The 13,543-nt window shown below is 60.7% G+C and carries 15 protein-coding genes; 11 read left to right on the forward strand and 4 right to left on the reverse strand.

Annotated features, from left to right (window positions below; genetic code table 11):
• The first annotated feature begins 187 nt into the window (after positions 1-187).
• The 9 genes from AC1D1M_RS25800 (at position 188) to AC1D1M_RS25840 (ending at position 8,744) form a co-directional block, all read left to right on the forward strand.
• A complete protein-coding gene (locus tag AC1D1M_RS25800) occupies positions 188-1,243 on the forward strand; it encodes a polyamine ABC transporter substrate-binding protein (protein WP_477777820.1) in 1,056 nt (351 codons plus the stop codon).
• Between the two features lie 82 nt (positions 1,244-1,325).
• A complete protein-coding gene (locus AC1D1M_RS25805) occupies positions 1,326-2,186 on the forward strand; it encodes an ABC transporter permease (protein WP_477777821.1) in 861 nt (286 codons plus the stop codon).
• Positions 2,183-2,989 (forward strand): ABC transporter permease, encoded by an 807-nt coding sequence (locus tag AC1D1M_RS25810; protein WP_477777822.1) that lies wholly within the window; start codon positions 2,183-2,185, stop codon positions 2,987-2,989. The genes AC1D1M_RS25805 and AC1D1M_RS25810 overlap by 4 nt, the downstream gene beginning before the upstream one ends.
• Positions 2,982-4,061, forward strand: a complete 1,080-nt coding sequence (locus tag AC1D1M_RS25815) for an ABC transporter ATP-binding protein (protein WP_477777823.1) — start codon at positions 2,982-2,984, stop codon at positions 4,059-4,061. The genes AC1D1M_RS25810 and AC1D1M_RS25815 overlap by 8 nt, the downstream gene beginning before the upstream one ends.
• A 32-nt stretch (positions 4,062-4,093) precedes the next feature.
• Complete coding sequence (locus AC1D1M_RS25820; RefSeq protein WP_477777824.1) at positions 4,094-5,377, forward strand: nucleotide disphospho-sugar-binding domain-containing protein; 1,284 nt, start codon at positions 4,094-4,096, stop codon at positions 5,375-5,377.
• Positions 5,370-5,738, forward strand: coding sequence for a cupin domain-containing protein (locus AC1D1M_RS25825; RefSeq protein ID WP_223455677.1), 369 nt, complete (start codon positions 5,370-5,372; stop codon positions 5,736-5,738). Before AC1D1M_RS25820 ends, AC1D1M_RS25825 begins: the two co-directional genes overlap by 8 nt.
• 90 nt (positions 5,739-5,828) lie before the next feature.
• Entirely contained in the window at positions 5,829-6,173 is a 345-nt protein-coding gene (locus AC1D1M_RS25830) for a cupin domain-containing protein (RefSeq protein WP_007976122.1), read from the forward strand.
• Positions 6,174-6,178: 5 nt separating this feature from the next.
• The gene (locus AC1D1M_RS25835) at positions 6,179-7,252 is read left to right on the forward strand and encodes an aminoglycoside phosphotransferase family protein (RefSeq protein WP_477777825.1); all 1,074 of its coding nucleotides are present in this window, start codon (positions 6,179-6,181) and stop codon (positions 7,250-7,252) included.
• On the forward strand, positions 7,233-8,744 hold the full coding sequence (locus AC1D1M_RS25840; protein WP_477777826.1) for an aldehyde dehydrogenase family protein: 1,512 nt from the start codon (positions 7,233-7,235) through the stop codon (positions 8,742-8,744). Before AC1D1M_RS25835 ends, AC1D1M_RS25840 begins: the two co-directional genes overlap by 20 nt.
• A gap of 55 nt (positions 8,745-8,799) precedes the next feature.
• Here AC1D1M_RS25840 and AC1D1M_RS25845 read toward each other — a convergent pair whose 3' ends face one another.
• Together AC1D1M_RS25845 and AC1D1M_RS25850 are read right to left on the reverse strand one after the other, a co-directional pair.
• Positions 8,800-9,759, reverse strand: coding sequence for an HlyD family secretion protein (locus AC1D1M_RS25845; protein ID WP_477777827.1), 960 nt, complete (start codon positions 9,757-9,759; stop codon positions 8,800-8,802).
• 3 nt (positions 9,760-9,762) lie between these two features.
• On the reverse strand, positions 9,763-10,134 hold the full coding sequence (locus AC1D1M_RS25850) for a DUF3302 domain-containing protein (protein ID WP_477777828.1): 372 nt from the start codon (positions 10,132-10,134) through the stop codon (positions 9,763-9,765).
• A 151-nt stretch (positions 10,135-10,285) separates the two neighbouring features.
• Between AC1D1M_RS25850 and AC1D1M_RS25855 the strand changes: the two genes are divergently transcribed.
• Together AC1D1M_RS25855 and AC1D1M_RS25860 are read left to right on the forward strand one after the other, a co-directional pair.
• Positions 10,286-10,948, forward strand: a complete 663-nt coding sequence (locus AC1D1M_RS25855; protein ID WP_477777829.1) for a hypothetical protein — start codon at positions 10,286-10,288, stop codon at positions 10,946-10,948.
• A gap of 77 nt (positions 10,949-11,025) precedes the next feature.
• The gene (locus AC1D1M_RS25860; protein WP_477777830.1) at positions 11,026-12,108 is read left to right on the forward strand and encodes a sterol desaturase family protein; all 1,083 of its coding nucleotides are present in this window, start codon (positions 11,026-11,028) and stop codon (positions 12,106-12,108) included.
• A 144-nt stretch (positions 12,109-12,252) separates the two neighbouring features.
• Here the strand turns inward: AC1D1M_RS25860 and mug are convergent, their stop codons facing one another.
• Both mug and AC1D1M_RS25870 read right to left on the reverse strand, forming a co-directional pair.
• Entirely contained in the window at positions 12,253-12,774 is a 522-nt protein-coding gene (mug, locus tag AC1D1M_RS25865; RefSeq protein WP_477777831.1) for a G/U mismatch-specific DNA glycosylase, read from the reverse strand.
• Entirely contained in the window at positions 12,767-13,393 is a 627-nt protein-coding gene (locus AC1D1M_RS25870; RefSeq protein ID WP_477777832.1) for a TetR/AcrR family transcriptional regulator, read from the reverse strand. The genes mug and AC1D1M_RS25870 overlap by 8 nt, the downstream gene beginning before the upstream one ends.
• Positions 13,394-13,543: the final 150 nt, after the last annotated feature.

Here is a 13,543-nt window from a genome sequence, read left to right on the forward strand (position 1 = left end):
GTTGTGATCCGCTGTCGGACTCAGTTGCCCATCTTATGTCATGCGCCGGCGAAGCGTCAGGCTGGAAAAAATGCGTTGACATCTTTTGATGCTGGTCCTAATTTCTAAAAAAAAACACCAGCAATCGTTTCTCGTTTTGCCGTACTGCCTTCGAACACAACAATAAACAATCGTCGGGTGAGTATTTATGAGCAAGCTGAATGATCTTCTGTGCGTGGGATTGGCCGTTTCCCTGGCGATCGCTTCACAGGCTGCAAGTGCGAAAGACATGGTGATTTCCATCTGGGACGGCTACATGGCCCCGGATGCGCTGGAGAAGTTCAAGGCTGCCAGCGGTGTGGACGTCGACAAGGCGCTGCACGCCACCAACGAAGAAATCATGGGCAAGCTGATGGCGTCCGGCGGTGAAGGGTATGACGTGGTGTTCGTCTCCTCGCCCTTCGCCGAAGTCCTGCACAAGCAGGGGCTGCTGGCGGACATCGATCCAGTCAAAGTCCCCAACCTGAAAAACCTCTACCCCGAAGCCACGCACCTGGAATATGACCAGGGCAACCGGTTCTCCGTGCCTTACACCTGGGGCACCACCGGCATCTGCTACCGCTCCGACAAGGTGACGCCGGCGCCACAAAGCTGGAACGAGCTGCTCAATCCGAGCGATGCCCTCAAGGGCAAGGTGACGATGCTCGCCACCGACCGCTGGATGCTCGGCGCCGGTTTCCTCGCCAAGGGCTGGTCGGTCAACGACAGCGACCCCACGCAAATTGCCGCGGTTCGCGATCAACTGATCGCCACCAAAAAACGCATTCTCTCCTTCGATGACACCACCTTCTATTCCAAGCTGGCCTCCGGCGAATCGCTGATGGCCCACGCCTGGGACGGCTGGTGCAACTACGGCACGCAAGCCAACGCGGCGATCAAATTCGTGGTGCCCAAGGAAGGTTCCGACCTCTGGGTGGACACCATGGTGGTGCTCAAGAACTCGAAGCACCAGGACCAGGCCTTCAACTTCATCAACTTCATGCTGGCCAAGGAAAACCACGCCTGGGTCGCTGAAAACATCCTCTACAAAGTCCCCAACCAGGCAGCCATGGCCGGGTTGTCTGCTGATCTGCTCAAGCAATACCCCAACCTGACCATCGCCCCCGCCGAGCTGCTGAAAATGGAGCAATTGCGCGACCTGGGCGGCACCACGCAAAAGGCCTACACCCGGGCCGTCACCGAAATCATGGCGGCGCAGAACTAACGCCACGTCGATCCGAGGCATGCCCGGCATGCCTCGCCACGTTCGCAAGCCGCCTCTGTCCTGAGGCGGGAGGATAGGGTTAATGAGTGCTTTGCATGCTGACAGGCGTCTGTCGGCCTGGCTTCTTGCGCCCGGCTTCGGCTGGTTGCTGATGTTTCTGGTGATTCCGTGCCTGCTGGTGCTGGTCTACAGCTTCGTCGAACGCGGCGCGTATGGCGGCATCGACTGGTTGTTCACCTGGGAAAACTACCAGCGCGCGTTTGATCCGCTGTACCTGGGCATCCTGCTCAAGTCGGCGAAAATCGCCGGGCTGGCCACGGTGTTTGCGGTGTTGATCGGCTACCCGGCGGCCTATGCGATTGCCCGCGCGCCACGGCGGCGTCAGGCGGTGTATCTGTTTCTGGTGATGCTGCCGTTCTGGAGCAATTACCTGATCCGTACTTACGCCTGGATCGTCCTGCTCAATCGCGAAGGCCTGATCAACCGCATGCTGCAAGCGTTCGGCTACAGCGGTGAACCCATCAGCCTGCTGTACACCGAGTCGTCCGTGGTGCTGGGGCTGGTCTACAACTACATCCCCTTTGTGATCCTGGCGATTTTCTCGTCGCTGTCGCGGATCAACAACGAACTGTGGGACGCCTCGAAGGACCTCGGTGCCTCGGGCTGGATGACCTTCCGCAGGATCATCCTGCCGCTGAGCGTGCCGGGTATCGCGGCGGGCGCGGTGTTTGTCTTCGTGCTGAGCATCGGCAACTTCATCACTGCCGACCTGCTGGGCGGCAAGCAGGTGCAGATGGTCGGCAACCTGATCTATTCGCAGTTCCTCACGGCGCGGGACTGGCCGTTCGGTGCGGCGCTGAGCTTCTTCCTGATCGCGATCATGTTGATCCTGTTGTTCATCCAGGCACTGGTGGCCCGTCGTGCAGAAGGGGCGCGCTCATGAGTCAGTCTCGTTCTGTCAGCGGCACCGTGCTGGGTTCACACCTGGGGCTGGTGTACGCCTTCCTTTATATACCGATCCTGGTGTTGATCCTGTTGTCGTTCAACAAATCCGGCTTGCCCACCGCCTGGGGCGGCGTATCGCTGAAGTGGTATGCGGCACTGGCGCACAACACGGCGATTCTGTCGGCGGCGCTCAACACCCTGATCGTTGCCTTGTCGGCAACCTTCATTGCCTGCGTACTCGGCACGTTCCTGGCGCTGGGCATCGAGTTGCGCCGCAAGGACAACCACAAGGGCCAGGTGGTCGATACCTTGCTGATGGCGCCGATGATCATTCCCGACATCGTGCTGGCGATTGCGCTGTTGAGTTTTTTCAACCTGCTCAAGGTCGGTCTGGGGCTGCACTCGATCATCATCAGCCACGCGGTGTTCAACATCGCCTTCGTCTGCGCCGTGGTGCGCACCCGGCTCAAGCACTTTGACTATTCGATTCTCGAAGCCTCGATCGACCTCGGAGCGAGCTGGTTCACCACCTTGCGCCGGGTGCTGTTGCCGGTGATTTTTCCCGGTGTGCTGGCGGGCGGTTTGCTCTCGTTCACCCTGTCGGTGGACGAATTCATCATCGCCTTTTTCAACTCAGGTTCCGGCCAGGCTTCCACCACCTTGCCCATGCAGATCTACGCCATGATCCGCTTCGGCGTCACCCCGGAAATCAACGCTCTGGCGACGCTGGTGATGCTGGTCAGCATCACCGCGCTACTGGCTTCGCAGCGTCTCAACAAGGCTCCTCGCACCCATGAATAATTCATCTGCGGTACTGATCCTGGATAAGGTCAGCAAGTCTTATGGCAACAGTCTGGCGGTCAACGAGGTGTCGCTGAGCATCCGCGAAAACGAGTTCTTCGCGCTGCTGGGGCCGTCCGGCTGCGGCAAGACCACGCTGCTGCGCATGCTCGCCGGATTCGAGACTCCCAGCGGTGGCTGTATCTACCTGGACGGCCATGACATCTCGCCGCTGCCGGCCAACAAGCGTCCGCTGAACCTGATGTTCCAGTCCTACGCGCTGTTTCCCAACATGACTGTGCGCAAGAACATTGCCTACGGCCTGGAAATGGAGCGCCTGCCGGAAAGCGAAATCCGCCGTCGGGTCGATGAAGTGCTGAGCACCGCGCAACTCGGCGAGCTGGCCGAGCGCAAGCCCGATCAGCTTTCCGGCGGCCAGCGTCAGCGGGTGGCATTGGCCCGGGCACTGGTCAAACGTCCGCGGGTATTGTTGCTCGACGAGCCCTTGGGCGCCCTCGACAAGAAGCTCCGGGAAAAGATGCAGCTGGAACTCAAGCGCCTGCAACACGAGAGCGGCATCACGTTCATCATCGTCACCCACGACCAGGAAGAAGCCCTGGTGATGTCCGACCGCATGGCGGTGCTCGATGGCGGCAAGGTCTGCCAGTGCGGCAGCCCGTCCGAACTCTACGAAAACCCCAACAGCCGTTTCGTGGCCAACTTCATCGGCGTCAGCAACCTGCTCGAAGGCGTGCGCTCGGGCCAGCGCTCGGTGCGGGTCAACGGCCAGGAGTTGAACGTTGAAACTGACGCGCCGCTGGTGACCGGCCAAGCCGTCGCCGTGGTGGTTCGCCCCGAACGCCTGCAAGTGCTGACGGAGCAGGGCAGCGATTGCCCCAATCAGGTCAGCGGAAAAATCGTCGAAGTCGCCTACCACGGCCTCGACACCAACCTGCATGTGCAGACACTCCTCAGCGACAAACCGCTGATCGTCCGCGTGCCGTCCTCACAGTTTGAATTCGCCCATTTCGCAATCGACACGACCATCCGGCTGGGCTGGCAAGCCCGGCATGCCCGCGTATTGACACGCTGAACAATAAAAAGACCAGGCAGGAGCAGCACTCGATGAAACAGAAAGTGATCGCATTCTTTCCGGAAGCCGCTTATGGCCCGGCGCTGAACTCAGTCGGTATCGCCCAGGCCTGTGAAGCCCTGGGGCATAAAGCGGTGTTCCTCACCGACCCGGGCATGAGCGGTGTGTATGCCGGTTATGGTTTTGAAGAGCACATGGTCAACATGTCGGCGCCGATGCCGGCCGAAGAGATGGCCCGCTACTGGGTGGATTTCATCAACGGCCACATTCCGAACTTCCGCAAGTCGCCGCTGGAGCAGATCGACAACTACGTCAAGGAATGCTGGGCCGCCATTGTCGAAACCGCCAAGTGGGCGCAAAAGGACCTGCCGGCGGTGCTGGACAAGGTCAAGCCCGACCTGATCTGCGTTGACAACGTGATCCTGTTCCCGGCGATCAAGCAATACGGCAAGCCGTGGGTGCGGATCATTTCCTGCTCGGAAAACGAGATCGAAGACCCGGATATCCCGCCGCATCTGTCGGGCATGAGCATCGACGACAAGGCGGGCCACGCACAGTTTCGCCAGCGTTTCGAGGAAGTGGTCGGGCCGATCCACGACGACTTCAACCAGTTCCTGCAAGCCCATGGTGAGGAGCCCTATCCGCTGGGCACATTCTTTGAAGCCTCGCCGTTCATGAACCTGTTGTTGTACCCGGATGCGGTCAAGTTCGACCGGCGTCATCCATTGCCGGCCGAGCGTTTCCATTACCTGCAAGGTTGCGTGCGCCACGACACGCCGTACGAGATTCCGCCGTTCCGCGCCCACAACGACAAGCCGCTGCTGTACGCCAGTTTCGGCAGCCTCGGTTCCGGCGATGTCGAGCTGCTCAAACGCCTCATCGAGGCGGTGGGCAAGCTGCCTTATCGGGCGCTGTTCAACGTCGGCGAACACCTCGACGAATACCCGGACCTGCCGGACAACGTGCAGATTTCCAACTGGTTCCCGCAGCCCTCGGTGATTGCCCAGGTCGACGCGGTGATCCACCACGGCGGCAACAACAGCTTCACCGAGTGCCTGTTCTTCGGCAAACCGGCGATCGTCATGTCCTACGTCTGGGACGGCCACGACAACGCCATGCGCGCTGAAGAAAGCGGCCACGGCTTCAAGCTCGATCGCTACGAATGGAGCGAAGAACAGCTCGCGGAAAAACTCCACGCGTGCCTCAACGACGAGGCGATGCGCCAACGCCTGCAGCGCACCAGCGCGCAGATGCAATCCCGCAAGGGGCCGCAAGACGCGGCCGCGATTCTCGACAAGGTGCTTAACGATGCCTGATTCATCCACCACGGCGGGTATCACGCCGTACCTAGAAGCCGTCAGCAGCCGCACCGACCTGGTGGACTGGGGCGTGCAGAGCGATGCCATCGAAGGCGTCTCGCATTCCAGCGGCCGCTTGCTGTTCAAGGGCCCGAACAACAGCCCGGAAACCGGATTGTGGGTGTGCACCCCCGGTCGCTGGCGGCTGTCGATTCCCCGGGACGAGCTGTGCCATTTCATCGCGGGGCACGCCACTTACCGTAACGACAACGGTGAAGTGATCGAAGTGCGCCCCAACACCCTGGTGCTGTTCCCGGCTGGCTGGACCGGCGAATGCCACGTCCGGGAAACCCTGCGCAACGTGTACATGCTGGCTTGAACCTGAAACCGGACCTGTGGCGAGGGAGCAAGCTCCCTCGCCACAGGTTTATTGATAGTCCTTTTGAACTGATTTTTTGGAGAGCAACACATGACGACCCCGTTTCTGTACGACCCGCTGAGCATCACCGACGTCAAGGATTGGGGCGTGATCCCGACCATGCTCGAAGGCGAGTCCCGTGTTTCCGGCGTGGTGCTGCACAAAGGCCCGGAAGGCCAGTCCGAATGCGGTATCTGGATCTGCACCCCGGGCAAATGGTTTTGCCATGTCACCAGCGACGAGTTCTGTCACTTTCTCGAGGGCCGATGCACCTACGTCCATGAATCCGGCGAAGTGATCGAGATCAAGCCTGACACCGCCGCGTTCTTTGGCAAGGACTGGAAGGGTGTGTGTACCGTCCACGAGACCATCAAAAAGGTCTACATGATCCGGTGACTGCCATGACAGATGCATTGGCGTCATTGCCAACCCGTGAAGACCAGCGCGCCGCCTTTCTGGCCCGCGCCGGTTACGCCGGGGCCTTGCTGGTTGCCTTGCCGGCGGATGCTTCGACCCGGCGTTATTTCCGCCTGGACGGCGCGGGCCTGTTGCTGATGGATTCGCCGCCCCATAGCGAACCCATCGGCCCGTTCGTGCGGATCGCCCGGCAGTTGCAGGGGCTGGGCCTGTCCGCACCGGCCTTGCTGGCGGTGGACGAGGCGGTGGGGCTGGCGTTGATCGAGGATTTCGGTCACGACACCTACACCCGGCTGCTGCTGGCCGGGCATTCGGAGTCGGCGTTGTATCACCTCGCGGTCGATACGCTGGTGGCCTTGCATCGCGCAACGCCAGCCACGGAACTGGCGCCTTACGACGGGCAGCGACTGGCGGACGAGTACGCGCTGTTCATTGACTGGTACGTGCCGCTGCTGATCGGCAAGGACGCGGCGCAAGACCTGCGCGATGAGTATCTGGCGTTGTTCGCCGACACTTGTCGCGATGTCGCAAAACGCCGCGAAGCCCTGGTGCTGCGCGACTTTCACGTCGACAACCTGATGCTGCTGCAAGGCCGTGAAGGTGTCGCCGCCTGCGGCTTGCTGGATTTCCAGGACGCCCTGGTCGGGGCGGCGGCCTATGACCTGATGTCGCTTCTCGAAGATGCCCGGCGCGATGTGCCCGAAGCGCTGCGGGCAGCACTGATCAGGCATTACTTGTTGCAGCGCCCGGAGCTGGATGCGCCGGGTTTTCTCGAAGATTACCGGCGCCTGGCCGCCCAGCGTCACGCCAAGGTGCTGGGGATTTTCGTGCGCCTGGCCGGTCGTGACGGCAAGCACGGTTACCTGGCGCATCTGCCGCGCACCCTGGGTTTGTTTGTCCGCGCCCTGGACGCCGAGGCCTTTGCGCCGCTGCGCCAGTGGCTCGACCGGCACGTGCCGGGCTGGCGTGATGAACTGCCCGTCGAGACCCTGGCGACGTTGCGCGAAACCCCTTATCGATTGGTTCAAGGATCATCCCATGGCCACGTTCAACCCTGACACCGCATTGCGTTTCATCAACCCTGAGTTCCTGCCGCTTACCGATGGTCGTGTGCGCGAAGTACTCGACCCGGCGACGCTGCAAGCGGTCGGACAAGTCGGCGTGTGTGGCGAAGCCGAAGTGCAGGCCGCCATCGATGCCGCCACCGCCGCGCAAAAACAATGGCGCGTAGTGGATGCGAAAAGCCGCGCCGCGCGCCTGCATCAACTGGCCAACGCCATCGAACAGAACGTGGCCTGCAACCGAGAAGTCGCACGCCTGATGACCCTGGAAATGGGCAAGCCGTTTCCCGAAGCCATGGGCGAGCTGGCCAACTGCGCGCCGATCTTTCGCTATTACGCGGAAATGGCCCGGGACGATGCCGGCAAGGTCGCCGGCACTACGCAGATCGGCTCGTTCCAGCATGTGCGTTACGAGCCGTATGGCGTCAGCGTGCACATCATGCCGTTCAACTTTCCGATCCTGCTGATGTGCTGGACGGTCGCCGCGTCGCTGGCGGCGGGCAATGCCTGCATCATCAAGCCGGCGGAAGCCACGACGCTGTGCACCCTCAAGTTCATGGAGCATTTCACCGCGTTGCTGCCCGGGCTGGTGTCTTGTGTGCCGGGTGATGCGCTCACCGCGCAATTGCTGGTGCAGTCGGCGCAGACCCACGCGGTGGCCTTCACCGGCAGTGTGGCGGCAGGCAAGGCGGTGGCCGTGGCCTGCGCCGAACGGATGAAACCTTGCGTAATCGAGGCCGGTGGCAGCGATCCTCTGATCATCTCCAGGCATGCACCGCTGGAAGTGGCAGCGGCGGGAGCGGTGACGGCGGCGTTCCACTTGAGCGGGCAAATCTGCACTTCGGCGGAGCGCTTCTATGTCGTTGACGAGATCCATGACGAATTTGTCGCCAGGTTCGCCGAGCGTACCCGTGCCTTGCGTATCGGCCATGGCCTGGAACGCTCGGAGATCGGGCCGATGGTCAGCGAAGCCGCGCGTAATAAAGTCATGCGCCTGGTCGATGACGCCGTGGCCAAGGGCGCGAAAGTGCTGTGTGGCGGGCGGATACCACCCGAGCACAGCGTCGGCTGGTTCTATGAGCCGACCATCCTCACCGGCGTGACCAGCGACATGGCGATTGTTCAGGAAGAGTGCTTCGGCCCGGTGGCGGCGATCTGCCGGGTCAGCGATTTCGATGAGGCGGTGCGGTTGGCCAACGACTCGCCGTTCGGCTTGGGTGCCTCGCTGTTTTCCACGGACCTGGCCGAAGCCATGGAGGCCGCCGAGCGTCTGGAGGCGGGGATGGTCTGGGTCAACAATCCGCTGATCGACAACGATGCGCTGCCGTTCGGTGGCTGGAAAATGTCGGGCCTGGGGCGTGAACTCGGGCGTCAGGGGCTGGAAGCGTTCCGCCGCTCGAAAATGGTCATCATCGACCACCAGCCGAAGATTCAGGACTGGTGGTATCCGTACGCCGATGACGTGTTCTATCGCGATCAGGCCGGTTAGCTGTACCGGCAACTGACCCAATTCAAGGATTGAGCCAGTTGCCGGTGCTGCCGGGTTAGTGGAACGGAAAGATGTAGTTCATCCATGCCGCCATGCGCAGAAGGATCTTGCGCATCATCGCGATGTGATGGAAATGCTGGCTGTACAACGCCGCCTGGCCGTAGGCCCCGCCCGGCATCTGGTCGGCGTACTGGGCATAGTCGGGATCGGTGATTTCAATGATCACCGGAACCCGGCCGGCCGGTGGTGAACCGGTGAAGCCGATCAGCGTGCCCGAAGGTTGAATCTGGCCTTCGGCGATGACCGAAACGACGGTTTTGACCTTGCCTTCGAAAACCTTCCCGGGAATGCCGTCAAATGCAACTTCGGCCTCGTCGCCCTCGGTCAGGCGCAACAGGCTGTTCTGCCGCATCCACGCCGCGAAGTAATGCCCTTCGGCGGGAATGAAGACCATCGAAGGGCGCAGTGGCAACTTGGTCGCCATCATGCCCGGACGCAACGAAACGTGGGTGACGAAGCCTTTGCTCGGCGCACGGACCGTGGTGTTGTCGAGTTCGTACTGCGCACTGTCCAGTTGTGCCTTCAGGTCATCACTGCGAGCGACCATCGCATCCAGTTCCCGTTGGGTGCCGAAATTACGCTTGATCAGCTCGGTGATCCGGGCTCGATCAGCCTGGGCGGCAACCAGTTGTGCCTTGAGGGATTTCACCCGGTATTCGAACGGCGCGGGATCGATGCGAAACAGCACATCGCCTTTTTCCAGGGGCTGGTTGGTCTTCACCGGCACGTCGATCACCTGGCCGCTGACCACGGGTATCACCGGAACCGATACGAAATAGGAACGCGCCACCTCGGAGTAAGGGTGGTTGTAGTTCATCGTGAAAATCAGCGCGCCGATGATCACGATCCCGCCCAGCACCGCCGTGGGCACCGTCCATTTGTTCAGGGGGATGCGGAAGATCTTGAAGATGGCTACGCAGAGTGCCGCATACGTCAGAATGAGTAAAAGATCCATGGCTCAGAGGCCCTCGCCGAGATTGTCCGTTGGCAGCCTGCTTTGTGCAGTGCCCGTCGCCGCCTCGAGGCGCTCTATCCGGCCTTGCAGTTCGGCGACCTGTTGTTCGAGGTGAACCACATGACTTTTTGCTGAATGACCGTCACTGAAACCCCAGCCCCGGTCCTCTCGATAGGCCATCGCCCAAATCCACAGGAACGGCCACAGCGCATGCAGGGTGAACAGGCTGACCCAGCCGGTGGCGTGGATCGCATCCTGGTGGGGGTGGTTGCGGTGGACGGCAATTTCATAGGGGATGTCGTGGAGCAGGATGACCCCGTAGAACAAGATGAGCCCGACAAAGATCAGCAGGCCCAGCGCGAAGTAATCAAGCATGAATCACTCCTCTTGAAACAGGTGACGTGTGCGCATGAGTGTAGCCGTTCAATCTACACTTGACGGGGACGCGGATATCCAGTTTGAGCAACCGGTGCCTGGCCGAAGCGTCGACCGGTATCGTGCAAGTACACCCCGACGAGGTGAAATCATGCCAAGCAATAGTCAATTCGAAAGGGTGCCTGTACTTGACCCGGTCGAGCGCATTACCGAGGTGATCTTCGGCCTGCTGATGGCCATGACGTTCACCGGCACCATCAGCGTGGCCACGGCAGACCAGGCCGCCGAACGCACGATGATGATCGCCGCACTCGGTTGCAATCTCGCCTGGGGACTGGCCGATGCGGTCATGTACCTGTTGCGCGCACTGGTCGAGCGCACGCGCAGGATCAAGCTGTACCTCGACCTGCGCAATGGCACGGACGCCGCAGCCGGTCAGGCGCTCGTTGCGCAAGTGTTGCCGTTGCAGTTCGCGACGGCGGCCGGCAGCGAGGGCCTGGAGTTGTTGCGCTGTCGTCTGCTCGAGCAGCCCCCCTTGCCGACCAGGGCAGGCCTGGGCTGGAACGACTTCAAGGGGGCTCTCGGTGTTTTCCTGTTGGTCGTGTGCTCGACATTTCCGCTGGTGGTGCCGTTCATACTGCTCGATCAGACGGCACTCGCCATCCGCCTGTCCAACCTGATCGGCCTCGTGGTGCTGTTCATCGCCGGCTGGATGCTCGCCAGATACGCTGGCGCCACGCAATGGCAGGGTGGGGTGATCATGGCCGCCACGGGGGCTGTGCTGATCCTGGCAATCATTGCGCTCGGTGGCTGACAACTGGGCATAATTCAACACACTAAAGACTCATTCTCATTTACTATTGCCCTTCCATTTACGTCGGGCAGCCTGGTATGGATGTTCTTGCCGCTATCCATCTTTATTTATCCCAGTGGGTGATCGAGCCGGTCACCCGGCAGTTCCTGGGCATTTTCGACTTCAACGGCAGACTCGGTCTATCCTTTCTCTGCATGTCTTACGGCGTCGCTTATTGCCTGTTCCGCTGGCGCAAATCCCGGGGCTTGACCGACGCACGCTCGTTCGGACAGTTCATCGGCGGCCGTCGGGTTTACCTGCATCGCTCGGCATTGCTCGACTACCGCTATTACTTCGTACTCGCCATCCTCAAGGTTGCCCTGGTGCTGCCCATCGTCGGCCTGGTCGATCCGTATGTCTTGCGTTCAGCGGACTACATCGCGTTCTTCACCCACCTGTGGGGCGCGCGTACGCAAGTGGAGGAGCACCTAGCGCTGACCCTGCTCTATGGGCTGGGCGTATTTCTGGTCAAGGATTTCAGCCATTACTGGGGTCATCGCGCTTTTCATTCGCGGTATCTGTGGGCCTTTCACAAAGTCCATCATTCGGCGCCCGTGCTGGTGCCGGCGACGGCCAGCCGGGTGCACTTTCTGGAAGAAGTGGTCGAAAAGCTCACGGACATCATCTGCGTCGGCGCGTTTGCCGGTGTCTTCTGGTACGCCTGCAGCGGGGAGATCAGCCGCTATACGCTGTTTGGCGTGACCTACATGGTGTTCATCTTCAATAGCCTGGCGGCCAACCTGCGTCACAGCCATGTCTGGTTTTCCTTCGGGCCGCTGCTTGAGCGGGTTCTGAGCAGCCCGGCGCAACACCAGATTCATCACAGCGATGCGCCGCGACACTTCAACAAGAACTTCGGCATCAATCTGTCACTGTGGGACTGGATGTTCGGCACGCTGTACGTCACCCGGACCACACCCGAGGTCATTCATTTCGGCACCGGGGAACAGGATCACGAGCGTTACCTGACGCTGCACGGTTTGATCGTCACGCCTTTTGTGGACATCGCGCGCAAACTCCTTTCTGCAAAACGCCCGAACGCACAGCCTGAGAGCGGATCTGATCCGTATTTTTCAGCGCAATCTGCCTCTGTAACGGATACAGCCGCCAGCCCACAATAAATCTTCGGTACGGCAGCGCACGACGCCCCTGTACCGCCAATTCATAGTGTGGGAGGCCCGATGGCCAAGATGACGATTTTTCTCGGCGGTTTTCTGCTGTTGACCATCCTGATCGGTGTGCTCGCGACGATTCCTCCAGCGTGATCACTCCGACCGATTCCCGTCGACCGCCAACCGCAGTTCACGGTACGCCGTTACCAGTTGCTCAAGGCTGAACCCACGATTTCTCCCGCTGGGGTTGGGCAGGATCCAGACCGAAGCATTGCCGAAGGTTTTCGCTTGAAGACCCCAGGCAATGTCGCGCTGACCGGACAGCGCGCAATACGCCGCCTTACCCAGAAACGCCACGAAACGCGGCGCATGGCGTGCGATTTTCTGTTCGAAGGCCGCTGCGGCGGCGCTGAACTCGTGCAAGGACAACTGATCCGCACTGGCCGTCGGCCGTTCGACCACCGCGGTCAATCCGCATCGATAGCTCAAGATCGTCCGATCGTTTTCCGGTTGCACAAGCTCTGGGGTAAACCCGGCGAGATGCAGCGTGCGCCAGAAGCGATTGCTGCGCCCGGCAAAATGGTGCCCCTGGGTGGCGGCAGTCATTCCGGGATTGATGCCGCAGAAGATCACGGCCAACTGCCCGGCGAGGATATCTTCGAGTTTTTCACTCACCGCAGATCACTCTGATCGCCTGACGTGTCAGCTCCGTCAGCTCGGCTCGGGATTTGCCGGCGCGGGCACGTATCGAAATGCTGTGCAGCAGAGACGAGGCGAGCACGGCAAGGGCCGCCGGGTCTGCATCGCCTTTCAACTCGCCGGCATTTTTTGCCGCTTGCAGGCGAACTTCCAGATCAGCATCCAGCCGACTCAACCGGTCGGACAGCACCTCACGAATTTCCGGGTCCTCGACGGCTTCGGTGGTTGCCGTGCCAATGGCGAAGCAACCGCGGGGCTGGCCGTCTCCCGAGAAGTAAATCGATAACTGCCCCTCGTAGAAACGCAGCAAGGCTTCGGCCAACGGCACGTCCAGGTCCGTCAACGCCTCGTGCATGGACGCTGCGGCAAACTCCCAATATTGCTCCAGCGCTTTGATATAGAGCGCGTGCTTGTCGCCGAATGCCGCATAGAGGCTGGGCCGATTCATGCCGGCGGCGGTGGCGATGCTGTCCAGGGACGCGCCGGAATAGCCGGTGTTCCAGAACACACCGAGTGCCTGCTGCAACGCTGTCTGCGGGTCGTAGGCCCGAGGGCGGCCGCGGCCTTTACCCTCTGTCGATTTATTTTGTGCCATGTCGTACAAAATCCTTGTGAGAAGGTCGGTCGATCGATATTCTTACACCATCGCACAAAATTAAGGAATCAGAAATTCCTTGATCCAGGGTTTGTTGTAGCCGAGCGCGAACTGAGTGTTGCGGCGACGAAACCGACGCGGTGGGAGCGA

Source organism: Pseudomonas sp. P1_F7 (genome assembly GCF_056405655.1).